This is a genomic window from Methylophilus sp. Leaf414 (assembly GCF_001425425.1).
Taxonomy (GTDB): Bacteria; Pseudomonadota; Gammaproteobacteria; order Burkholderiales; family Methylophilaceae; genus Methylophilus.
Map to the genome: position 1 here is coordinate 115,104 of NZ_LMQQ01000004.1, position 22,214 is coordinate 137,317.

The following is a 22,214-nucleotide window of genomic DNA, read 5'->3' on the forward strand; positions in this document are numbered from 1 at the left end:
TTAGGCAATGATTTAATAAATTTTTGCTTGATTCGACGTTTGAATTAATCCACTCTAATGTTGTAAATAAAATCAGATTTAATATAAGACATCACTCAGTGATGCACTTCTTTCAAGGAAGATCCGACTATGGCGACACTGAATATTAATGGCACCACCCACCAGGTGGATGCGCCAGATGACATGCCTCTCCTTTGGGTGATCAGAGATATCATCGGTCTGACAGGGACCAAGTTTGGCTGTGGTATCGCGCAATGTGGCGCATGCACCGTTCATATCGATGGGCAGGCGGCCCGCTCTTGTGTACTGCCTATCTCAGCAATCGGTGACAAGAAAATCACCACCATAGAAGCGGTGGGTGAAACTTCTGCTGGTAAATCTATCCAGAAAGCCTGGCTCGACCTCGAGGTCATGCAGTGCGGTTATTGCCAGTCCGGCCAGATCATGTCTGCATGTTCTTTACTCGGACAACATCCTCATCCCAATGATGAACAGATAGACACCGCGATGGCAGGCAACATTTGCCGGTGCGGGACTTATCCACGCATACGTGCCGCAATCAAAGTTGCCGCGAAAGAAGGAGCCTGATTATGTCGCAAGGATTAATTCAGGGCCTGGCCGATAAATATATTGTTGCCAATCCTCCACGCAGAAATTTCCTCAAGTTTGCCGCCTCGGTTAGTGCCACAACAGCGGGTGGTATGGTGCTCAGTATCAGTATGCCCGCCTTGAGCCAGGGTAAACAAACACAGTCGTATGATGAGCTTGAGGCTGGCAAGAATTTGTTAGCGCCGAATGCCTTCATCAAGATTGATACTAATGGTGAAGTCACCATGATCATGCCCAAGGTTGAAATGGGCCAGGGTGTCTATACCTCACTGCCCATGTTGCTGGCTGAGGAGCTTGAAGTCGATGTGCAAACGGTGAAGCTGGAGCATGCCCCGCCGAATGACAAGCTTTATGGAGATGCGATGCTGGGCGCACAAGTCACAGGCGGGTCAACTTCTATCCGTGCAATGTGGGATCCGCTGCGCCAGGCTGGGGCTGTTTGCCGCTCACTGCTGGTGACTGCTGCCGCCCAGAAATGGAAAGTAGATGAATCTACCTGCCAAGCCAGGTCAGGTGTGATCTATCATGAAGCGTCAGGTCGAAAATTGGGTTATGGTGAACTGGTAAAAGTTGCCAGTGCATTACCTGTCCCCACTAAAGTTGCTCTCAAAGACCCCAAAGATTTCAAAGTCATCGGTACCTCGGCCAAAAGATTAGATACCCCCGATAAAGTAAATGGTCTGGCCAAATTTGGTATTGATGCGCATCCGGACAAAGTGAAGTACGCAGTAATCGCCACCAGCCCGGTGTTCGGTGGAAAGCTGATTAGCGTGGATGATAGTCGTGCCTTGAAGATGCCTGGAGTCCTTCAGGTGGTCAAGGTGGATAATGCTGTTGCCGTGATTGGCATTCATACCTGGGCGGCCAAGCGCGGCTTAGGTGCGCTAGAAATCAAATGGGATGAAGGTAAAAGCACTGCAGTGAAAACGGGTGATCTGATCCAGGATTTGCGGGATGCATCCAAAAAACCAGGCGCGGTTGCCAAAAAAGAAGGTAATGCCGCCAGTGCATTTAAAAAAGCCGATAAAACCCTGAGTGTGGAATATGAGCAACCATTTCTGGCACATGCCACGATGGAACCCATGAACTGCACGGTAGAAGTCGGCGCTTCAGGTTGCGACATCTGGGTAGGCACCCAGATACCGACTTTTGCGCAGGGAATGGCTGCAAAAACGCTAGGTATTCCCGTTGAAAAAGTCAGACTGCATAACTTCCTGATTGGGGGCGGTTTTGGCAGAAGGCTGGAGTTCGATGGTGTCGTGCAAGCTGTCAAAATCGCCAAGCAAGTCAAAGGGCCAGTCAAGGTCATCTGGACACGCGAAGAAGATATCCAGCACGATATGTTCCGGCCCTATTACTTTGATCGTATTTCAGCGGGCCTGGACGCGAAAGGCAAACCCGTTTCCTGGTCGCACCGGATTGTAGGTTCTTCAGTCATGGCGAGATTTGCACCGCCAGCAGTCAAAAATGGTGTGGATCCTGATGCAGTAGAAGTGTCTGCTGACCCTCCTTATGAATTGCCTAATCTGTATGTCGATTATGTGCGTGTTGAACCCCGCGACGTACCCACGGCATTCTGGCGGGGCGTAGGCCCTACCCGGGGTACTTTTGTGGTCGAGAGTTTTATCGATGAACTGGCAGCCTTGGCTAAAGTCGACCCGGTCAAATACCGTCTTGAACTGTTGAATAAAACTCCAAGGCTGAAAAACGCTTTGCAACTTGCTGTAAGCAAAAGTGACTGGGGCAAGCCGTTGGCAAAAGGAAAAGGTCGTGGCGTTTCTGTCATGCACGCCTTCGGCAGCTACCTGGCGATGATAGTAGAAATCACTGTAAACCCACAGGGTGAAGTCAAAGTAGATAAAGTGGTATGCGCGGTGGATTGCGGGTTGACGGTTAATCCCAATACGGTATTAGCCCAAATTGAAGGCGGCGTGATATTTGGTCTCAGTGCTGTGCTCTACAACGAAATCACCATCAAAAATGGACGTGTGGAACAAACCAACTTTAATGACTATCGTGTAATGCGCATCAATGAAGCGCCCGTGTTTGATATCCATTTGATTAAAAGCGCCGAAGCGCCTGGTGGCATCGGTGAACCAGGTACGGCGGCTATTGGTGCTGCCTTGGCAAATGCGGTGTTCTCGGCAACCGGAAAACGCATCCGTAAACTGCCAATTGGCAACCAACTACAAGCATAGGAGCCATGATGAAGATAACATCAGGTTTGATGAACATATGCGCCACCATCATCGCTTTCAGTTTTTCCCTGAATGTCTTTGCCATCAGTCCGGCAGATATAAAAAGGGGAGAATACCTTGCGCGGGTGGGCGACTGTGTATCCTGCCATACAGCCCCACATGGTAAAGACTTTGCCGGAGGGCTACCCATGCTTACCCCGGTTGGCGCCATTTACACTACGAATATCACTCCAGACCCTGAAACCGGCATAGGTAAATATACGGAATCTGATTTTGCCAAAGCGCTACGTCGTGGTGTGGCAAAAGATGGCCACCATCTGTATCCGGCCATGCCGTATCCTTCTTATGCCAAAGTCAGTGATACTGACATTCATTACCTGTATCTGTACTTTAAACATGGCGTCAAACCTGTGCGGCAGGCAAACAAAGCCAGTGAAATTCCATGGCCCTTGAATTACCGGTTTCCGTTGGCAATCTGGAATGCAATTTTTCTGGATAAAGAGACATACAAACCTGATCCTGACAAGGATGCAAACTGGAATCGTGGAGCTTATCTTGTGCAGGGGTTAGGACATTGTGGCGCTTGCCATACTCCCCGTGGCTTGGCATTTCAGGAAAAAGGGCTTACCCATGAATCAGGTAAATTTTTAAGTGGTGAAACACTCGAAGGCTGGTCTGCGACCAACTTACGCGGCGACCATAACACCGGCCTAGGCCGATGGTCAGAAAGCGACATTGTTGTTTACCTCAAATCAGGCGCTAATCAGCATAGTTCAGCTTTTGGTACCATGACCCCCGTGATCAATAACAGTACAGAAGGCATGACGCTTCAAGACTTAACCGGAATGGCCAGCTATTTGAAAACAATAAAAGGCTCAGATGATAAAGGCCAAAAGCCTTATAAATACGACCCCTCTGCTACGCTAGCGCAATTCAAAGAGCCAGAAAAGTATCCCGGTGCCAAGTTATATCAACAATATTGTGCTGCCTGTCATAGCCAGAATGGTCAGGGTGTCGCTCCTTATTTATCACCGCTTGCCGGAAATCCGGCAGTGATGGATCCGGACCCATCTTCATTGATTAATGTCATCCTGAACGGCTCGCCCCAGCTAAAACCGCAGGGTGTTGCAGCTCCGTACAATATGCCAAAATTCCGCCATATACTGAATGATACAGAGGTTGCCCAGTTGGTGACTTTTATGCAAAAGGGTTGGAATCACAATCTGGATGCGACTGATGCCAAACAGGTGGCCAAAATTCGTAAGATGCCACCTTCTGCCCATTGATGATGACTTTGCTTGAATGAATAAAGCTCAGTGTCGCAAAGGTATGGGGGAGGCATAATCAAGGATGATTCTTACGCGCTTATCAGACTTTTTCTGATAAGCAGCTAACAGAAACTTCCATATCCTGTGTGTTAGGGGAAAACCTCTGACCAATAACCTAGGAGTTAAATATGGCTAATCCAGATATTCTGAATCCAGAAATTATTAATAACCAGGATGGATCTGATTCTAACCTCTTGAGCCCAGAGGTGATCAATAACCCGGATCTGAAATCTACAGCAGACCAGGACAGTGATGATGTCAATACAGATTAAGCTGAAATCAATCATCTGATGAAAAAGCCCCGGGAAACCGGGGCTTTTTGCTTATGAACTGAAAGGTGAAAATTTCTACTTAGAGCGCTTGGGCTTAGAAGTTGTAGTGCCAGTACAAGCTCAGCACTTCTACACCAGGATTTCTATCATCCAAATCGGCGTTGGACAAGTGGCTGACTGCCAAACCTAGGCTATTTTGTGCATTGATATCTTTTGCAATCTCGAGCTGTGAACGGAACTCAACCGGATGCCCCAAGTCGAGATCACTGCTTCCGCGACTGTAATACCCCACACCCAAACCAGGCTTCAGGTGCCAGGTATCAGCAAACTGCCAATCATACAACACGCCGCCGCCTAGCCACAGCGAACCATCGGTGGTCGCTTGCACGCCTAGCCATGGTTTTAAATGATCGACGATGACTGAAGTATCATATTCATAATCAACACGAAAATCAGTCGAAGAACGGGATCCATCGAAATCATAACTACCTACCGCAAAACCCAGGGTGTCAGCATTAGTATTAAAAGAATTGGTAAGTACAAAAGCGAGTGCGAATAGAGTGATTTTTTTCATTATTTTTTAACTCAGGTTTAAGTGTTAATCAATAAGTCTAGGCCTGAACCAGGTTCTGGTAATTTTTATGGGTACTAGGTTTTTGCCATTGAGACGTGACAACTTCTATAGGGGCTTTATTTTTGATACTAAAGGAACCTGTGATCTTGTTGGAGATATCCAGGTCTTCGAGGCAGACGATGCCAACTAATTCGTAATCCCTGTCTAATACCAGCAAACTTTTGAGCTGCTGCTCAATCATAAAGTTGATGACATACGACGTGGCCTGATCAGCAAACACATATTTCGCCTCAACAGCCATGCACTGCGCAACTTTAGTTTCTTCGAGGGATCGTCCGTTGGCAATTGCTTTCATCGCGATATCTCTGATTGAAAGCATGCCAACCAAACGGCCGTTTTCACAAACGGGTATCGCATCGAAATCATTTTCTTCCATGAGTTGTGCAGCAAATTTGAGAGAATCTTGAGGGGAGGCGGTAGCAACCTGAGAGGTCATCCATTGGCTAATCATCATTTTTTTAGTCCTTTTACTATGATATTAATCTGGGCGTACTGTGGACATGGATGCGGTAGCTCCTCAGGAACTACCGCGGTGCCGGTAACCAAACACGGGAATCCTATATAGCTTCCACTTTCGGTCCCAACGGTTGCAGAATAATCAAACAGGATTATTAAATTTATCAGGCATTCACTGCTATTGATGTAGGATTTGTCGGACTTAGATCTTTAGCGGATTGATGGGAAATGAAGGCAATGAAAGCATTAAAATTAGTCATCTTTGATTGTGATGGTGTACTGGTGGACAGCGAGCCCATCACTAATCAAATATTTTTAGATATCTTGCAAGGTTATGGTCTATCAATTCCACACGAAGAGTTTGTCGCCAAATATGTAGGCAGTGGCATGAGCGTAGTCAAAGCGCTTTTATATCAGCATCACAATTTCACACTCCCGGATGACTTTTTCAAATCATTCAATGCCATGAGTATAGAGGCGCTGGAGCGAGATTTGAAAGCAATCAAAAATGTTGAAAAAGCGATTGATGATCTCAATGTACCATTCTGCCTGGCTTCAAATAGCTCACCAGAAAAAGTACGTTTGATGCTCAAAAAGACAACACTTTTTAACAGGTTTGATGGAAAGATTTTTACTTCCAGCCTGGTTGCCGCACCGAAACCAGCGCCCGATATTTACTTGCATGCAGCCAAAGCGAATGGCGTGTCTCCCGAGAATGTTCTGGTCATAGAAGACACGCATATAGGCGTCACTGCCGCAGTGGCTGCGGGAATGAATGTGTTCGGTTATACCGGCACTTTCCCTGCAGAGAAACTCATCAATGCCGGCGCGTCAAAAACATTCGGCGATATGAATGATTTAAAAGGGTTAATTGAACAAACATATGGCTGAGCGGCTTAGCCAACAGCCAATTTAACACTTATTTGAAAACCAATTTAAGCGCCTCCGGGTTATCAATGCTGAGAAAATGCCCGGCACCGGCAATTGTCTGCAATGTGGCAGCAGGTAACTGATTTAATGTACGCGATCTTTCCTGCTGGGTTGACCAATCAAACTCGCCATATACCAAAATGACCGGGCATTTCACCTGCGCGTAAAGCTCAGATGCTTTAGACCAGCTTCGCCAGTTTTTCAGGATATTTCTGCCAAGAAACTTATAACCTGGCCTGTGACCTGTCTGATCAAATAGTTTCATTAGCCAGGTCGGTATTCTCTTGATATTGGTCACGCCACCATTCATCACCAGGCTCAAGAAAAAGCGGTTTTCTAACGCAGCAAAGATGGCACCATGCACAGGAATGGAATAATTCCACAATATGAAGTTAGCAATAAAGTTGCCACGACGGATGCCATCGGCATACCGGGTTTCATAGTCATAAGTATTGACGGCAAACACCTGCTTGATTTTCTCCGGCAGGGTGGCTGCGATGGTGAGTGCGAGCGTTGCACCGATAGACTCGCCGACCAGCGTCAGGTTGTTTAGTCCTAACTGGTTGATGACTTCAATCAATGCATTCCTCAAATAAGGTTCATCATAATTGATGGATTTGTTAATGGATGACAGGCCGTGCCCAGGCAAGTCGACGGCATAAACAGTGTAGTTATTTGCATAAAATGGGATCATCTCGCTAAAAAACTCAATCTGCGTGCGTATGGTGTGCATCAGTAACAGCGGCGCGCCCTGGCCGGTTTTTATCACACGTACGGTTTCTCCATTAGCCAGCTTGATGAAGCGTTCTTCACCATTAAATTTCAAGTCTTTTGGTGCGTAGTTCATTTAGTTTCCCCTATTGATTGGTTGGTTAATTGCCACGTTGTTGGTAAAGCGTGCGACTGTTAAAAATAGAAGCGTTTGAAAATCACTGACGCATTGACGCCGCCGAAGCCAAAGCCATTGGATAAGGCATAGTCAATGTTCTTGACTAGAGGTTGTTGGCCGACAATAGTCAGTCCACTGGCGCGTTCGTCAGCTTTCTCAAGATTAATAGTTGGCGGGCAGTATTGGGTTTGAATGGCTTTAATGGTGAAGATAGCTTCCAGCCCGCCCGCTGCACCCAGTAAGTGACCTGTAGAAGATTTGGTGGCACTGATCACTGGGGCATCCTGAGTTCCAAATACACGCTTGATCGCTGCCAGTTCACCTGCATCACCGACAGGGGTAGAGGTGGCATGCGCATTGATGTGATCAATTGCAGCGGGTGTTAATCCTGCCTGATTCAAGGCTATCGACATTGCCCGCGCCGCACCGGAACCATCTTCCGGGCTGGAGGTGATGTGGTAGGCATCCGAAGTGGTGCCGTAACCGACCAATTCGGCAATTGGCGTGGCACCTCTTGCCATGGCATGTTCATAGGATTCAATCACCAGAATACCGGCGCCTTCGCCCATGACGAATCCATCCCGGTCCTGATCAAATGGCCTTGAGGCTTGCTCGGGGGTATCTGCATACCGGCTACTCAGCGCTTTGGCTGCAGCAAAGCCGCCCAGGCTTACTTTGTCGATACAGGCTTCGGCACCACCGCAAATGACAATGTCAGCTTCATTCGCATGGATTAGCCTGGCAGCATCGCCAATCGCCTGCACGCCTGCTGCACACGCGGTGACCGGTGCGCCCAGCGGCCCCTTGAATTGATGTTTTAGCGCTATCTGGCCAGCGGCGAGGTTCACCAGGAATGACGGAATGGTAAAAGGGGATAAGCGCTCAACGCCTTCCTGCTCGCCTTTGCGGACTGCCTGTGCGATGGCCGGAAAGCCGCCAATGCCCGAGGCGATAATCGTGGCGGTGCGTTCGCTTTCAGCATCATTCTTTGGATGCCATTGTGCCTGATGAACCGCTTCTTCTGCCGCGATCAGCGCAAACTGAATAAACCTGTCTATCCTGCGCAACTCCTTGGCGCTGATATGCTGTGATAAATCCAGCCCAAAAACCGGATCAGTCTCTAATGGTTTTACCCAGCCGGCAATATTGACCGGGCTGCCTTCTGCCAAGATATCTGGCAACGTTGAGATGCCGGATTTTCCTTCCAGTAAATGCTTCCAGGCTAATTCAACACCTGTGCCTAGCGGGCTGACCACGCCCATTCCGGTAATAACAATTCTTTTCATAATAATGACCTTAATAACTTTTCAACATTAACGGGTGTCAAATAGTGCCGCTTGTTTTCACTAGTAATTGTTTTGGATGCGTATTGATCGGAAAACACAGTAAGCCGGTGATCAGCGCCAGCGTGATATGAATGGCATAAATGTGGTGAAAGTCCGCAATCTGTAATTCTGCTTTGGCTAGTAACAGCACGGTGAGCGAAACGCCAATGACTGTGCCTATCTGGCGCACGGCATGATTAATGGCGCTACCTACTGCATAATCTTTGGCGGGTAAACCAAATACGGAGGCTGCGGATAACGAAGGGATCACCAGGCCTACCGATAAGCCGCTCAATATTAATCCTGGTAACCACTCAGTCAGGTAGTCAGGGCTGGCATCTGGTACCAGCATGAACCACAAGCCACTCAAGGCATAGGTGATGGTGCCGGTAATCAATAAAGGTCTATGGCCGATTTTTGAGGCAAGCTTGCCTGAAAGAATCGCAGTCGGTACCACCGTTAATGGGCCTGGCATGATAGAAGTGCCAGCCATCGACTGGCTAAAGTGCCAGATATTCTTCATCCAGAAAAAGAATGAAAAAAACATAATGGCAAAGGCGATGGCAAATATAAACCCGGCAATATTGGCAAACAGGAAGGTGTCGCTCTTGAGCAGGCCTAACTCGAATAATGGCTCAGGGTTAGACTTTGCCCAAGGGATGTAACTGAGTAACAGGGCCATGCCGAGAACTACAATACTAAGCAGTTCTACAGCAGACCAGTGAATAGAGTTAAGCTCGACAAGGCCGAAAGCAATCGCACCGACGCCCGTCATCAGTTGCAGTATGCCTACCCAATCCAGGCGTAATTTATCCCTGGGCTGGATCGACTCTTGCAACGAAGAGGCGCTTTGCCAGATACAAAATAGGCCAATCGGGATATTGATAAAAAATGCCCACTGCCAGCCGCCTATGTCAATAATCAATGAACCTATCCCTGGACCCAGGGCCGCTGCCAAAGCGCCCACCGCCCCCCAGGCGCCCATGACGACCATGCGTTTTTCCCTTGGGAAAGCCTCAAGCACAATGGCCAGCGCAGCGGGGGATAGCAAACATGCGCCTATGGATTGCACTATCCGGGCAACGATCAGAAAGCCGACATTGGGTGAGGCGCCGCAGGCAAATGAGGCGCTGACAAACAGCAACACACCCAGCATAAATATTTTTTTCCTGCCGAATTTATCTGCGATCCCCCCGGCTGGAATGAGCATGGCCGCATATACAATCGAGTAGGCATTCATCGCCCAGGATAAATCGGCGGCGGTTGCGCCCGGGAAGCTACGCAGGATATTGCTGAAGCCTGCATACAGAATGGTGGTATCCAGCGACACCATAAAAATGGCGATACAGGCAATCGCAAACACGCGCCATCCATTATGCGTGGCTTTGTCCGGCGGGCTGTATGTTGCTTCAGTGGTCGTCATATTTTTCTCGTATCCATCATGAATGAAACAAGCCACCACTGCTGGTGGCTTTTGTAACTAATGACTCAGGAAATAGTTGGCTGTGTTAACGAAGCTGTCGTGATACTGAAAAATAGAGCCGTGGTTTGAGTCCGGGTAAAGCACTAATTGCGCATTTTTAATGTGTTTGTAGAGTGTGATCGAACCTGCAGTGTCCAACATGGTGTCATTGCTTCCGGTCACCACCAGTACCGGTTGCTGGATGGCGGTAAGTGTTTTGTATTCCGGATCCGGCGTGCTGGTCCATACGATCAGCGCTTTGCCATGCGCATCGGCAATGTCTTTACCACTCTCAGGGTCACGGTCTTTGGTCCTGGCATAAACACGGGACAAAAATTCAGCGCCCGCTTTTTTGCCGGCATCGCTTTGCGAGAAGAACAGGTAATCACGCGGGTCAGGTGCGTTAGCTCTCGAAAATGCCTCGTTAAGCACCTTCATGAGATTGTTACCACCGCCTTGATGTGTCGTTCCGGCAAGAATGACTTTATGGATGAGTTCCGGATGTTGCGCAGCCAGTTCTTGTGCAACGAACCCGCCCAGTGAAAATCCCAACAGGTCTACTTTTTTGTAACCGAGCGCCTGGATAAACGCATAACCGTCAGTGGTCATTTGTGCGACATTATCAGCAACGACACCATTAGTAGCGCCCACACCCCGGTTATTAAAGACCACTACCGGCCTTGTTTTTGCAAAGGCATTCACCACAGCCGGATCCCATGCGTCCATGGTGCCGGTAAAGTGTTGCAGGAATACTAAAGGCGTTCCTGTTTTAGGGCCTAATGCGCGATAGGAGAATTTAACGCCATTGGTTTCTAAAAATTGGGTAGGAGCAGTTTCAAGTTTGTCTGCTGCCGAGGCAATGCCAGGCTCTACAATTGAAAATGTAGTGGCAATTAATAATAATGATTTGATAAATTTGTGCATAAACAGCTCCTTTTTTAATACGATTTGGATAAAAGTTTTTATTTAATACCGTTTGGTATATAAATAATATTCAGCAACACTTGCCTTGTCAATCTTTTTTTGTAACAATTGGTATATTATTTATTTGAAAGGCTTAAGTATGACTACCGAGACCAAGAAATTACGAGGGCGTCCACGGGTGTTTGATATGGATGAGGCACTTGATAAGGCCCTGCAGATTTTCTGGCAAAGAGGTTATGAAGGTGCATCGCTCGCTGAACTGACTGAAGCTTTAGGCGTCAATAAGCCCAGTTTGTATGCAGCCTTCGGTAATAAAGAAGAGTTGTTTATGAAGGCATTATCAAAATACACCACCGGCCCGGTGGCGTTTGTGAGGGATGTAATCAATGAACCTACCTCGTATGCCGTGGCTAAGCGTTTTCTATATGAAGCAGCTGATTTTTTAACCCAGCCTTCTCATCCCAAAGGTTGCATGATTGTGCAGGGCGCGTTATCCGGCGGCGAAAGTGCCGAGATGGTGAAAAAAGTGCTTATACAATATAGAAACGCTTATGAAAACTTGCTGACCAAACGTTTTGAGCAGGCTAAACTGGATGGTGACTTATTAAGTGACGCCGACCCGCATGCGTTGGCGAAGTATCTTGCAACCTTGCACCAGGGCATGTCGGTGCAGGCGACCAGTGGCGCTTCTAATGACGAGTTAAAGGCAATTGCTGACTTGGCTTTAAGTGCCTGGCCAAAAGCAAAGTAATTACATCAATATATGAATCTTCGAAGGTCTGATTAAGTAAATAACCACACCGCTGATGCGAATAATAATAAATACAGCCAGGTAGCTACAGAGCCATGATCAGGCTTGAAGGTTGAGAAATCTAAATGAGCTTGATACCCGGAAAAAATAAACCTGCCGAATGGCAGGTTTATTAAACAAGAACTGAGAGTGTGTATTAAGACTCAGTCGGGCTTCTGTAACGAGCCAGCCAGTGCGCATATGGTGCAGGCAATACCCAGGCTGCGTTTTCCTGATTCAATGCTTTTGCCGCAAAATAAGGCCAATGCGGGTTTTCCAGATGCGCGCGGCCTATCATGGCTAAATCCAGTTCTTCATTGCGAATCGCATTATCTGCCAATGTGGGCGCACCAAAACCCCAGGCGGATGACACCGGAATACCGGCTTCATTACGCACGCGCTGCGCAACCGGTGCCAGGAATGCCGGTCCCCAGGGAATATTCGTTTCCGGAATGGTGAAGCCTACACTGACACTCAGCATATCCAGTCCGCGCTGTTTCCAGGCTTTGACCAGTTGAATGGATTCGCTCAGGGTTTCTTCATCTTTACCATCATATTCAATCACACCAAATCGTGCGGTGAGTGGCAGGTTTTCCGGCCAGACTTCACGAATGGCTTCCAGTGTTTCAATAGTAAAGCGTGAACGGTTTTCAAAACTGCCGCCGTAAATATCCGTGCGCTGGTTAGAGTGTGCTGAAGTAAAGCTTTGTCCCAGGTAACCATGGGCAAAATGGATTTCCAGCCATTCAAATCCTGCATCCAGCGCACGTTTGGCAGCAGCAGCAAAGTCGTTCTTTACTCGGGTAATGTCAGCGATGGTCATTTCTTTAGGCACCCGTGGCAGGTCACCGCCAAAGGCAATCGGCGAAGCACCTATGGTTTGCCATGCGCGCGGGTCGTTTTCAGGAATATGGTCGTCGCCTTCCCACGGTTTGTTGGCACTGGCTTTACGTCCGGCATGCGCAATCTGGATGCCGGGCACTGCGCCAGCCGCCTTGATAGCTGCCGCGATCTCGCGCAGTTTTTCTGCCTGGGCATCATTCCAGATGCCTAAACATCCCGGCGTGATGCGGCCTTCCGGCGCGACGCCGGTAGCTTCTACAATCACCAGGCCACTACCACCGCGTGCCAGGCTGGTGTAATGGGCAAGGTGCCAGTCATTCACTACACCATCTTCAGCCATGTACTGGCACATCGGCGGGATGGCAATGCGGTTTCTGAGCGTTACGTCTTTTAACTGGTAGCTTGAAAATAAGTCAGCCATAGGAGTCCTTTTACTTAAGTTTTTAAATGATGTTTATGCTGGTGTTGAATATGTTTTGCCTGAGACTAATTGCATTTCGATCACTGCCAATACCAGCCCAACGAATACGATGCTGGCAGCAATCCAGCCAATTGAGGTCAGCCCCAGGCCGTGTGAAATCACCAGTCCGCCTACCCATGCACCGGCGGCATTACCGATATTGAATGCCCCTATATTCATGGCAGAAGCCAATGTTGGCGCGCCGCTGGCTTTTTCCAGGATCTTGATTTGTAACGAAGGCACCGCAGCAAAACCGGCAACACCCAGCAGACCGACCAGGGTGACTACCGCAATCTGATTGTGCGCGAATAATGAAAACGAAGCCAAAATGGCGATGATGAATATCAATGCACCTATCAGTGTTTTATCAAGATGAATATCGGCAAGCTTGGCACCCAGGATATTGCCGATCACCATGCCAACGCCGAATAACAGAAAAACTGGTGAAATAGCGGTGGATGAAAAAAGGGCTACATCGGTCAGTATCGGGGCCAGGTAAGTCAGCACTGCGAAGAGGCCAGTATCAGCAATAATAGTCAGTAACAGTCCCGCAATGACCTGCGGTTGCAGCAGGGTAGTTATCTCTGATTTCACATTCACTTTTTCAGCATGATGATCTTTAGGCAGCAGGTAATACAGCGCTGCCAAAGCTATAGGACCGATCATGGTCACCGCCCAGAACGTTGATCGCCAGCCCATCATCTGGCCTAACCAGGTGCCTGCCGGCACACCAACCACATTTGCCACCGTCAGTCCGGTAAACATCAGTGCCAGCGCAAACGCGCGTTTTTCTTTTGGGACGAGGTCGGTCGCTACAATGGCGCCTATGCCAAAGAAAGTACCATGTGCAAATGAGGTGACTACCCTGGCTACCATGAGCGTGGTGTAGTCAGGAGCGATTGCACAAATCAAATTGCCCAAGGTAAATATCCCCATCAGCCACAGCAGCGAATTCTTGCGTGAGAATTTAGCCATTAATATCGACATAATCGGGGCGCCCACAGCAACACCAAGGGCATAACCGGTAATTAATAATCCTGCCATTGGAATGCTGACCATCAGGTCCCGGCTGACTTCCGGCAACAATCCCATAATGACGAATTCGGTAGTGCCTATACCAAACGCGCCCGCCATCAATGCATAGAGGGCGAGGGGAATGCCCTGTGAGGATTTTTCTTTTTTCATATTGCCTGTTTAAAAATGCTTGGATGAAATTCTATTGTTCGAATATAATCGAACAATAGAATAATATCAAGTACTGTGATAAATTTTAGTCATGCGACAAATCAAACAGCCAAGTTTGGATCAAGTTGAACTGACGGACATCATGTATGCGCTGTCGGACCCGACACGCCTGGAGATTGTCGGGCGACTGGCAAGTGCAGGTCGCAAGATGACCTGCGGCGAGTTTGACCTGAATCGTCCGAAATCCAGCATGTCACATCACTTTAAAATCCTGCGTGCAGCCGGGTTGGTTGAAACCCTGATTGAAGGGACCGAGCATTTGAATGCACTGAGGGTGAAAGAAATAGAGCAGAAGTTTCCCGGGGTGCTGCAATCGGTGCTCAAGGTCCTAAGTCCCGCCGCTGATACTACGACTTAAGATTTTTGCAGTTTGAGGCTTATGCCAGGTGTGCGATCAGGTAATCTACAAAAGATGCCAGCTTGGGCGTCGTCTGGCGTTCTTTCGGATAAATAGCGTTTACCGGTCTCGGTGACGGCTTGAAGTCCTGAAGCACCTCTTCCAGGGCACCGCTTTTGATATCCTGATCGAGCAATAGCCTGGGAGAAAGAATCAAACCCAAGCCCTTGATCGCGGCGGTGCGCAGTGACTGGGCATGGTTCGCATCAAAGCGTGAATTTGCCTGCAGGGTGCTATCCAGATGTTTGCTCAGCAGTTTCCACCCGCCATCATGTTTCCAGTTGGTGAAATTCAGGCACTGAAATTTTTTTAAATCATCCGGGTGCTGTGGTGTGCCATATCTTTCCAGGTAAGCAGGCGAAGCGCAGGTAGCCACTTCAAACTCGGTAAGTTTTCTCGCCACATAGGTTGAGTCATCCAGCTCGCCTATCCTGATCGCTACATCAAAGCCTTCATCAATAATATCCACAAACCGGTCCGCTAAAGTCAGCTCTATCGATACTTCCGGGTATTCAAGCAGGAAATCGGCGATCAAGGGTGTCAATGTAATTGATCCAAACCAGATAGGCGCGCTTACCCTGAGTTGGCCTCTGGGCTTGCCGCGCAATATTTCTGCGCCGGCTTCAGCTTCATTGATTTGCTTAAGAATCTCTTTGCAGTTCTCGTAATAATTACTTCCGATTTCGGTAAGCTTTAATGTACGGGTGGTTCTCTTTAACAAAGTAGAGCCAAGCCGCTTTTCCAATGCATTGATGTGTTTGCTGATCATGGAGGGCGAGAGCCGGCATTCAGTCGCTGCCGCAGTAAAGCTCCCAAGCTCTACTACCCTGGTAAACACTTCCATGCTTTCAACTCTATCCATATTGAACACTATAGGTAAATAATATTTTTAATAATAAGCTATTTATCACTTTTGGTGAATAAACCACAATGTCTGTCATCACTTATTTCAAAGGTGAAAAAACGGATTGGGTTGAGCTAATACCAACCTGTGATGTCGATAAGAAATGCATGCATGAAAGCTATCAATCGCTGATGTGTTTCTTTATCAACTGCAATGATGCTTTGAATTAAACCTACAATTTATAAATGACTGGAGCAATGATGAAAACATTCTTAAGTATTGGTAGTGGCCCTGGCATTGGTTTCGCAACGGCTGAACGTTTTGCCAAAGAGGGATTCCACGTAGTGTTAAGTGCGCGTACCGCAGAAAAAACAAGTGCCTTGGTGGAGAAACTCAAGGCCAAAGGCTATTCAGCGGAAGCGAAAACGGTGGATGCCGGTAATCCTGCCAGCATAACAGCGCTGGTGAGCGCAGTCGAAAAGCAACAGGGTGCGATTGACGTGCTGCATTACAACGCAGCATTTATACGTCAGGCGACGATTGCTACACAACCTGTCGAAAGCTTTAATAGCGATCTGGCCGTGAATATTGGCGGCTCGCTGGCCGCTACCCAAGCGGCTGCACCAGGCATGATCAAGCACGGTTCAGGCACAGTATTATTAACCGGCGGTGGTTTTGCGCTGTCGCCGCATCCTGACTACCTTTCGATCAGTATCGGGAAAGCGGGGATACGCGCCCAGGCGCTGGCATTGTTCGAATCCTTAAAAGAGCAGGGCATCCATATAGCCAGTGTGACGGTAGCCACATTCGTCAATCCGGATTCCAAAGAGGCGACCGATATCGGTGAGGAATTCTGGAAACTGTATTCCCAGCCCAAAAATACCTGGACAGCTGAAGTGGTTTACCCGCAAAGCTAAGTTTCCATTCACCTTCAACCAGCACCCTCAGTCAGTCACTCCCTGAAAGTGGCTGCTGGGGTGTTTGCTGTCTTTTAGCCAGCCAATGGTTAGCATGCATTCGAGGATTGCAGCGCATATTGATGAGTGCAGCACAAAGTTAAAGTTTGTTGGATTGCAGCAAGTCAGGTTGTCAATGAGAATCATTATCAATATAATTGATTGTCTTTCAACCGTTCGTTCACAGAAGTATCTCTTTGCAGATTGATCTCACAAAAAGTAGGCTGCTGTCATCACTGGTCTTGCATTACGGTGAGTTAGTCAATCACGTTAATCATCATTTTGGCAGCCGCCATTTTGCCGAAGACGTCGTGCACGATGTCTGCATCCAGCTCATGGAGAATCCCCCAACTGCCGAGATCAGGACGCCATTGAGCTACCTGAGAACAATAAGCATGAACAGGGCGCTGGACCGCAGCCGGCATGAAAAGGTAGGTGCGAACTACATTGCAAATCTGCCTGTTGAAGGCGATAGCCATTTTTATGATGGCGCTGCCGCACTGGAGTTTGCGCAAAAAATTGAGCAGATCCGGCAAATGATTGATGCCTTGCCGAAAAAGCAACGGCAGGTATTTTTATTGCATCAGTTGTACGAAATTTCGCAGCATGAAATTGCGGTCGAAATGGGAATATCCGCCAATATGGTGTCACGGCATTTCAATAAGGCGCTGGTAAATATCACCATAGCCAGGAAACAGCTATCCATTTAGAATAAATAAGCTGTCAACCCACTCCCACTTCTAACCAGATGAATACTTCCAAACAACCGCAGCCGCATCAGCCTCCAGACACCGAGTCTACTATTTCGGATTTGTTGCCTTATATCAAGGCGGCTAGAGATAAGTTTCCATCGAAAGAGGAATTATTTTCTGAGGTGAACCGGGATAGAGATAACCGCAAAAAAGTCCTTAAAACGGTGCAATATACCGCAGCGCTGGTTTTCTGTGCTTTGGGGGTGTGGACGGTCAATCCAACCATTTCAACGGATAATTATTCCACTCGATACGCCGAGAATGCAGAATACACATTGGCTGATGGCAGTCGTGTGCATTTAAATTCCAATACGACATTGCTGACCAGATTCAGGTTGCATTCCCGCGAATTGACGCTGGATAAAGGTGAAGCTTCCTTTACGGTCAAGCATGAGTGGCGGCCATTCACGGTTGCGGTGGATACATCCAAAGTGGTGGATATCGGTACGGTATTTAATATCTCGAAATGGGAACAATCATTTGTTACCACTGTTTTGGAAGGTGAAGTGGAGTTACACACTGGTGACCAGCAGACCAGGTTGATTGCCAGTCAATCGATTGTAGTGTCTGCCGGGAAGGCTGGTACACCATATCTGGCAGATATGGATGCGGTAACGGCCTGGCATAGCGGGAAAATCCTGTTTAACAAAACGCCATTAAAAGACGCGATAGCCAGCATCCAGCGCTATAGAAAAGCGCCTATCCAGCTGGACCCCCGAGTAGAAAATATGCTGATCACCGGTATTTATGACGTCAGCAAGGTTGAGCAATTGCTGGATAGCATGGATACCATGTTCCCGGTAAAAGTGACTCGTTTGAATAATGGCGAAATAAATATTCAAAAAATGCATTCATGACGTGCTAGTTTCATCGACGTTAATCGCCTTAAGGGTATAGCGGCAAATGTAGTCGCAAATATTTTTAAGGGAAACCATGACAGCACGTACCAATTTTCAGCTTAGCCGTCGTACTAAGTTGAAACAGTTATCTATCGCCGCATTACTTTCAATCAGCCTGCATGTGCATGCAGCCACTGCCAATATAGATATTGCCGCGCAATCACTAGATCAGGCTATCCTGTCGCTGGGCAAGCAAAGTGGTGAAAATATTGCCTTCCCATCAGATTTGGCCAGCACACTGAAAGCGCCTGCTGTGAAAGGTAATTACAGTGTTCAGCAGGCTTTGGAGTTGCTTTTAAAAGGCACCGGCTTAACCACCCAGAAAACCCCGGCCGGGTATTCAGTCGTTAAACAGGTCGAAAATAAAACTGAGACGCTGCCTGAGGTGCAAATCAAGGATAAAGCGATTAAAGATATCACCGCTGAATATGCAGGTGGCCAGGTTGCACGCGGTGGTAAAGTAGGTTTGCTGGGCAATAAGGATTTGATGGATACGCCTTTCAGCGCCACACAATACACGTCCAAATTAATCGAAGACCAGCAGGCACAAAACCTTGGCGATGTGCTGGTGAACGACCCTTCCATCCGAAATACCTATTCGCGTGGCTCAGGCCGTGACGAATTCAATATCCGTGGCTTTACGCTATTCAATTACGATGCCATGTTCAATGGCTTGTACGGTATTTCGCCGCGTGACTCCAGTTCAATGATAGGTATCGAACGTGTTGAAGTGCTAAGGGGCCCGAATGCGCTGTTAAACGGAATCGCGCCCGGCGGCTCAGTAGGTGGTGCAATCAATCTGGTCCCTAAACGTGCCGGCTATCAACCGCTTAAGCGTATGACCTTATCTTATATTGACGATAGCCAGCTGGCGGCCCATGCGGATGTGGCAAGACGTTTTGGCGCAGACCAGCAATTGGGCGTGCGTGTGAATGCGATTAAAAGTTCTGGCGACACGCCTATGGATGGCTCCAAGGAAAGGTTGGATGCCATTGCCATCGGAGTCGACTTCCAAGGGGAAGGATTCCGTCTTGAAGGTGACCTGAATTATCAAAACCGCCTGACTTACGCGCGCAGTGGCCTGCTGTTTGTTGCGCCTGGTGTTCAGATTGGATCAGCGCCGGATGCCAGGAAAAACTATTTTCCTAGTTGGACTTACTGGGATAGTAACCAGATTTCAGGTGCCGCACGCGCTGAATTTGATCTGACACAGAACTGGATGGTATATGGTGCTTTAGGCAGTTCTGAATATGATTTTAGCAGCCTGCAGACCAGCTGGCAGTTGCTCAGTCAGCAGGGAGATATGAGAACCAGACCAACACGCACCAAACAATATGTTAAAACCTTGTCTGGCGAAGTTGGTGTCAGAGGTAAATTCGCCACCGGTGCCTTGAATCACGAGCCAGTGTTGAGTGTGACCAGTTATTTTATGGAATCTGGGTTTTTATCAAACAGGACTGGCGCATTTAGTTTTTCAAATCTCTACGCCTCGCCAGATCTAGCAAAGCCAGGTATTTCACTGGTTGGGAATGTCCCGAAAAGTGCCGAAACCAGATTGCGCAGTATTGCTCTGGCCGATACCTTCTCTATCCTGGATAAACAAGTGCAACTCACACTGGGTGTGAGGCATCAAGAGGTCATTAGTAATAACTTTGATTCGGCATCAGGTAACAGGGTAGTTGAAGAGCATTATGATGAATCTAAATTGACACCAGTTGTGGCCTTGGTAATTCGTCCGATAGAACAATTGTCTTTTTATGCAAATTATATCGAGGGCCTTAACCAAGGACAAATCGCGCCAAATGATCCGATTAATAGAGGAAAAGTATTCCCGCCAGAAGTGTCCAAGCAAAAGGAGGCTGGTTTGAAGTACGACTTTGGCCGCTTTGCAACCACGATCAGCGTGTTTGAAATTGAACGGCCAAGTGGCATCACGGATCCTTCTACCGGTATTTTTTCAGTCAATGGAAAACAACGTAACCGCGGCATTGAATTTTTAACTCAAGGTGAAGTGGTCGAGCATGTGCGTTTGTTGGGTGGCCTGGCTTTGACTGACGGTGAATTGGTCAAGACAGAAGGAAATACCAATAACGGTAATACCGCACCCGCTGTACCAAAACAGCAATTCAATCTGGCAGCCGAATGGGATACCCCCATGCTGCCTGGTTTGACAATCACTGCGCGCATGCTGCATACCGGCGAACAGTATCTGGATGCAGGTAATACGCAAAAAATCTCTTCATGGAACCGCTATGACCTGGGGGCGCGTTATGCGTTTATCACCGGAAAAGTACCTGTCACTGTGAGAGGGTCTATCGAAAACCTGTTTGATAAAAACTACTGGCTTTCCGCTGCGCGTGAAGGATTGTCAGTCGGTGCACCAAGAACAGTTCTGCTCTCTGTGACTGCTGATTTTTAAGTTAATTGCATCAGCCTAAACAGGGCTTATCTACTTGATCGGGAAGGCTTAATGCCTTCCCTTTTCATTTTTTATGAGATACCCATCTGAAAGGCATTTATACGGTGTAGTAAACAGAATCTTTCAGAGAGTATTTAGTCATTTTCGTCCCTCACTGTAACCAAATCCAGAGTGGCAGCGTACTAGTAAGTGAATAATGTGAATATTGCATCGAAAAATGCGATGGTAATACTCACGTTACAATCAAACTGGATATGACGGAATGTCTCTCGTTGTGATAAACAGGCATAGACATTCAGGCGCGAGGAGATGACGATGTTAATCAAAAGAATTCAGGCAGCAGCGCTATGTTTGCTTGCATGTGTTGCCATGTCTGCAAGTGCAGAAAACGCGACGGCATCTGACACTATTGTTTTAGGCATGGGTTGCTTTTGGGGTGCAGAAAAGCGGATAGCAGAAACCCCCGGGGTTATCCGCACTGAAGTGGGTTACGCGGGCGGCAATACCAAGTCGCCGACTTATGAAACCGTATCCAGAGAAGGGCACGCAAACAAAGCAGAAACCCATGCTGAAGTTGTCAAAGTGACCTACGATAAAAATGCAGGTACGCTGGAGAAAGTGTTAGCTGCGTTCTGGCAAAACCATAACCCAACCCAGGGTAACCGGCAGGGCAATGATGTTGGTTCAAATTATCGCAGTGCTATTTTTTATAGTTCTGATAGCCAGCAGCAAGCCGCTCTGCAAACTAGGGAAATCTACCAGCAGGCCCTGACCAAGGCCGGGTTGGGTAAGATCACCACTGAAATCACGCCGCTGAAAACGTTTTACCAGGCTGAAGGTTATCACCAGCAATACCTGAAGAAAAATCCCAACGGTTATTGTGGATTAGGTGGTACTGGCGTTGCGTTTCCTGGGACCACGCAAGTGACGCCAGTCGCGACAGCACCACTGGATGGCAAGAAACTTGCGAACAGGCAATTGGTGGTTTTCGAGTCTGAAACCTGCCATTTCTGCAAAGCGTTCGAGAAGGACATCATGAGTCAGTGGAAGTCTGAACTCGCTATCGCTAAAACCTACTCTACCCAGGCGCCGGCTGGCTGGGCACTGAAAGATTCTTTATGGGCAACGCCTACTATTGTCTTGTTTGAAGATGGTAAAGAAGCGTCGCGCTACACCGGTTATGACGGTAATAAACAGCGTTTCTGGCGCTGGCTTGGGGTGCAGACCTTAAGCGCTGAGCAAAGGAAAATCGCGTTTGAAAAAGGTACCGAGATGCCTTTCAGCGGTTCGCTGCTCGATAATCATGCATCAGGTTATTATGTGGACCCGGTTTCCGGCGAGCGACTGTTCAGGAGCGATAAGAAATTTAACAGCAAAACCGGCTGGCCCAGCTTTTTTGACCCATTGCCAGGTGCGCTGGTGATGAAAGAAGATTCAAGCCAAGGCATGCGCCGCACAGAGGTACTCAGCGCCAGTTCCGGTATTCATTTAGGCCATGTGTTTGACGATGGTCCGCCCCCGACTGGCAAGCGTTACTGCATTAATAGTGCTGTATTGAAGTTTGTGGCTGATAAAATATAAG

Annotated in this window: 21 protein-coding genes; 12 read left to right on the forward strand and 9 right to left on the reverse strand. The window is 47.9% G+C overall.

Features of this window, described 5'->3' with window-relative positions:
* The first annotated feature begins 129 nt into the window (after nt 1–129).
* The 4 genes from ASG24_RS09630 (at nt 130) to ASG24_RS14670 (ending at nt 4,407) form a co-directional block, all read left to right on the forward strand.
* Nucleotides 130–588, forward strand: a complete 459-nt coding sequence (locus ASG24_RS09630; RefSeq protein WP_055829796.1) for a (2Fe-2S)-binding protein — start codon at nt 130–132, stop codon at nt 586–588.
* 2 nt (nt 589–590) lie between these two features.
* Nucleotides 591–2,807, forward strand: coding sequence for a xanthine dehydrogenase family protein molybdopterin-binding subunit (locus ASG24_RS09635; protein ID WP_055870734.1), 2,217 nt, complete (start codon nt 591–593; stop codon nt 2,805–2,807).
* 5 nt (nt 2,808–2,812) lie between these two features.
* Nucleotides 2,813–4,093: a cytochrome c gene (locus tag ASG24_RS09640; RefSeq protein WP_055870737.1), complete on the forward strand. Its 1,281-nt coding sequence runs from the start codon at nt 2,813–2,815 to the stop codon at nt 4,091–4,093.
* 170 nt (nt 4,094–4,263) lie between these two features.
* Nucleotides 4,264–4,407 carry a hypothetical protein gene (locus ASG24_RS14670; RefSeq protein WP_156376548.1) on the forward strand — a complete coding sequence of 48 codons (144 nt, stop codon included), beginning with the start codon at nt 4,264–4,266 and terminating at the stop codon, nt 4,405–4,407.
* A gap of 94 nt (nt 4,408–4,501) precedes the next feature.
* Here the strand turns inward: ASG24_RS14670 and ASG24_RS09645 are convergent, their stop codons facing one another.
* Both ASG24_RS09645 and ASG24_RS09650 read right to left on the reverse strand, forming a co-directional pair.
* Entirely contained in the window at nt 4,502–4,981 is a 480-nt protein-coding gene (locus tag ASG24_RS09645) for an acyloxyacyl hydrolase (RefSeq protein ID WP_055870740.1), read from the reverse strand.
* Between the two features lie 37 nt (nt 4,982–5,018).
* On the reverse strand, nt 5,019–5,495 hold the full coding sequence (locus tag ASG24_RS09650) for a CBS domain-containing protein (protein ID WP_055870741.1): 477 nt from the start codon (nt 5,493–5,495) through the stop codon (nt 5,019–5,021).
* Between the two features lie 239 nt (nt 5,496–5,734).
* Here ASG24_RS09650 and ASG24_RS09655 point away from each other — a divergent pair, with 239 nt between their 5' ends.
* The gene (locus ASG24_RS09655) at nt 5,735–6,388 is read left to right on the forward strand and encodes an HAD family phosphatase (RefSeq protein ID WP_055870744.1); all 654 of its coding nucleotides are present in this window, start codon (nt 5,735–5,737) and stop codon (nt 6,386–6,388) included.
* Between the two features lie 28 nt (nt 6,389–6,416).
* On the opposite strand, the gene ASG24_RS09660 is transcribed toward ASG24_RS09655, so the two are convergent.
* Genes ASG24_RS09660 through ASG24_RS09675 form a run of 4 tightly spaced genes read right to left on the reverse strand, consistent with a single transcriptional unit; the run spans nt 6,417 to nt 11,027 of the window.
* A complete protein-coding gene (locus tag ASG24_RS09660; protein ID WP_055870747.1) occupies nt 6,417–7,274 on the reverse strand; it encodes an alpha/beta fold hydrolase in 858 nt (285 codons plus the stop codon).
* A 59-nt stretch (nt 7,275–7,333) separates the two neighbouring features.
* The gene (fabF, locus tag ASG24_RS09665; protein WP_055870749.1) at nt 7,334–8,602 is read right to left on the reverse strand and encodes a beta-ketoacyl-ACP synthase II; all 1,269 of its coding nucleotides are present in this window, start codon (nt 8,600–8,602) and stop codon (nt 7,334–7,336) included.
* Nucleotides 8,603–8,639: 37 nt separating this feature from the next.
* Nucleotides 8,640–10,064 carry an MFS transporter gene (locus ASG24_RS09670; protein ID WP_055870752.1) on the reverse strand — a complete coding sequence of 475 codons (1,425 nt, stop codon included), beginning with the start codon at nt 10,062–10,064 and terminating at the stop codon, nt 8,640–8,642.
* Nucleotides 10,065–10,121: 57 nt separating this feature from the next.
* The gene (locus tag ASG24_RS09675) at nt 10,122–11,027 is read right to left on the reverse strand and encodes an alpha/beta fold hydrolase (protein WP_055870755.1); all 906 of its coding nucleotides are present in this window, start codon (nt 11,025–11,027) and stop codon (nt 10,122–10,124) included.
* A gap of 139 nt (nt 11,028–11,166) precedes the next feature.
* Between ASG24_RS09675 and ASG24_RS09680 the strand changes: the two genes are divergently transcribed.
* Complete coding sequence (locus ASG24_RS09680; protein WP_055870758.1) at nt 11,167–11,778, forward strand: TetR/AcrR family transcriptional regulator; 612 nt, start codon at nt 11,167–11,169, stop codon at nt 11,776–11,778.
* Between the two features lie 196 nt (nt 11,779–11,974).
* On the opposite strand, the gene ASG24_RS09685 is transcribed toward ASG24_RS09680, so the two are convergent.
* Complete coding sequence (locus ASG24_RS09685) at nt 11,975–13,081, reverse strand: NADH:flavin oxidoreductase/NADH oxidase (protein ID WP_055870761.1); 1,107 nt, start codon at nt 13,079–13,081, stop codon at nt 11,975–11,977.
* 33 nt (nt 13,082–13,114) lie between these two features.
* Nucleotides 13,115–14,305 carry an MFS transporter gene (locus ASG24_RS09690; RefSeq protein ID WP_055870763.1) on the reverse strand — a complete coding sequence of 397 codons (1,191 nt, stop codon included), beginning with the start codon at nt 14,303–14,305 and terminating at the stop codon, nt 13,115–13,117.
* Nucleotides 14,306–14,396: 91 nt separating this feature from the next.
* Between ASG24_RS09690 and ASG24_RS09695 the strand changes: the two genes are divergently transcribed.
* Nucleotides 14,397–14,723, forward strand: coding sequence for a helix-turn-helix transcriptional regulator (locus tag ASG24_RS09695; protein ID WP_055870765.1), 327 nt, complete (start codon nt 14,397–14,399; stop codon nt 14,721–14,723).
* A gap of 19 nt (nt 14,724–14,742) precedes the next feature.
* Here the strand turns inward: ASG24_RS09695 and ASG24_RS09700 are convergent, their stop codons facing one another.
* Entirely contained in the window at nt 14,743–15,624 is an 882-nt protein-coding gene (locus ASG24_RS09700; protein ID WP_055870767.1) for a LysR family transcriptional regulator, read from the reverse strand.
* 239 nt (nt 15,625–15,863) lie between these two features.
* Here ASG24_RS09700 and ASG24_RS09705 point away from each other — a divergent pair, with 239 nt between their 5' ends.
* The 5 genes from ASG24_RS09705 to msrA all read left to right on the forward strand — a co-directional run bounded on the left by ASG24_RS09705 (nt 15,864) and on the right by msrA (nt 22,213).
* Nucleotides 15,864–16,523: an SDR family oxidoreductase gene (locus ASG24_RS09705; RefSeq protein WP_235562384.1), complete on the forward strand. Its 660-nt coding sequence runs from the start codon at nt 15,864–15,866 to the stop codon at nt 16,521–16,523.
* A 236-nt stretch (nt 16,524–16,759) separates the two neighbouring features.
* Complete coding sequence (locus ASG24_RS09710; RefSeq protein ID WP_235562385.1) at nt 16,760–17,272, forward strand: RNA polymerase sigma factor; 513 nt, start codon at nt 16,760–16,762, stop codon at nt 17,270–17,272.
* A 38-nt stretch (nt 17,273–17,310) separates the two neighbouring features.
* Nucleotides 17,311–18,171 (forward strand): FecR family protein, encoded by an 861-nt coding sequence (locus tag ASG24_RS09715; RefSeq protein WP_235562386.1) that lies wholly within the window; start codon nt 17,311–17,313, stop codon nt 18,169–18,171.
* A gap of 76 nt (nt 18,172–18,247) precedes the next feature.
* Nucleotides 18,248–20,632 (forward strand): TonB-dependent receptor, encoded by a 2,385-nt coding sequence (locus ASG24_RS09720; RefSeq protein WP_055870771.1) that lies wholly within the window; start codon nt 18,248–18,250, stop codon nt 20,630–20,632.
* A 315-nt stretch (nt 20,633–20,947) separates the two neighbouring features.
* Nucleotides 20,948–22,213 (forward strand): peptide-methionine (S)-S-oxide reductase MsrA, encoded by a 1,266-nt coding sequence (gene msrA / locus ASG24_RS09725; RefSeq protein ID WP_235562387.1) that lies wholly within the window; start codon nt 20,948–20,950, stop codon nt 22,211–22,213.
* The last annotated feature ends 1 nt before the right edge of the window (nt 22,214 follow it).

What these genes read in the sequence shown, in the direction of transcription:
- ASG24_RS09695 (WP_055870765.1), top strand. Translation starts at nt 14,397, where the DNA reads ATGCGACAAATCAAACAGCCAAGTTTGGATCAAGTTGAACTGACGGAC.
- ASG24_RS09680 (WP_055870758.1), top strand. Translation starts at nt 11,167, where the DNA reads ATGACTACCGAGACCAAGAAATTACGAGGGCGTCCACGGGTGTTTGAT.
- ASG24_RS09660 (WP_055870747.1), bottom strand. Translation starts at nt 7,274, where the DNA reads ATGAACTACGCACCAAAAGACTTGAAATTTAATGGTGAAGAACGCTTC.
- ASG24_RS09650 (WP_055870741.1), bottom strand. Translation starts at nt 5,495, where the DNA reads ATGATGATTAGCCAATGGATGACCTCTCAGGTTGCTACCGCCTCCCCT.
- fabF (WP_055870749.1), bottom strand. Translation starts at nt 8,602, where the DNA reads ATGAAAAGAATTGTTATTACCGGAATGGGCGTGGTCAGCCCGCTAGGC.
- ASG24_RS14670 (WP_156376548.1), top strand. Translation starts at nt 4,264, where the DNA reads ATGGCTAATCCAGATATTCTGAATCCAGAAATTATTAATAACCAGGAT.
- ASG24_RS09685 (WP_055870761.1), bottom strand. Translation starts at nt 13,081, where the DNA reads ATGGCTGACTTATTTTCAAGCTACCAGTTAAAAGACGTAACGCTCAGA.
- ASG24_RS09720 (WP_055870771.1), top strand. Translation starts at nt 18,248, where the DNA reads ATGACAGCACGTACCAATTTTCAGCTTAGCCGTCGTACTAAGTTGAAA.
- ASG24_RS09675 (WP_055870755.1), bottom strand. Translation starts at nt 11,027, where the DNA reads ATGCACAAATTTATCAAATCATTATTATTAATTGCCACTACATTTTCA.
- ASG24_RS09690 (WP_055870763.1), bottom strand. Translation starts at nt 14,305, where the DNA reads ATGAAAAAAGAAAAATCCTCACAGGGCATTCCCCTCGCCCTCTATGCA.
- ASG24_RS09670 (WP_055870752.1), bottom strand. Translation starts at nt 10,064, where the DNA reads ATGACGACCACTGAAGCAACATACAGCCCGCCGGACAAAGCCACGCAT.
- ASG24_RS09640 (WP_055870737.1), top strand. Translation starts at nt 2,813, where the DNA reads ATGATGAAGATAACATCAGGTTTGATGAACATATGCGCCACCATCATC.
- ASG24_RS09715 (WP_235562386.1), top strand. Translation starts at nt 17,311, where the DNA reads ATGAATACTTCCAAACAACCGCAGCCGCATCAGCCTCCAGACACCGAG.
- msrA (WP_235562387.1), top strand. Translation starts at nt 20,948, where the DNA reads ATGTTAATCAAAAGAATTCAGGCAGCAGCGCTATGTTTGCTTGCATGT.
- ASG24_RS09700 (WP_055870767.1), bottom strand. Translation starts at nt 15,624, where the DNA reads ATGGATAGAGTTGAAAGCATGGAAGTGTTTACCAGGGTAGTAGAGCTT.
- ASG24_RS09655 (WP_055870744.1), top strand. Translation starts at nt 5,735, where the DNA reads ATGAAAGCATTAAAATTAGTCATCTTTGATTGTGATGGTGTACTGGTG.
- ASG24_RS09630 (WP_055829796.1), top strand. Translation starts at nt 130, where the DNA reads ATGGCGACACTGAATATTAATGGCACCACCCACCAGGTGGATGCGCCA.
- ASG24_RS09635 (WP_055870734.1), top strand. Translation starts at nt 591, where the DNA reads ATGTCGCAAGGATTAATTCAGGGCCTGGCCGATAAATATATTGTTGCC.
- ASG24_RS09645 (WP_055870740.1), bottom strand. Translation starts at nt 4,981, where the DNA reads ATGAAAAAAATCACTCTATTCGCACTCGCTTTTGTACTTACCAATTCT.
- ASG24_RS09705 (WP_235562384.1), top strand. Translation starts at nt 15,864, where the DNA reads ATGATGAAAACATTCTTAAGTATTGGTAGTGGCCCTGGCATTGGTTTC.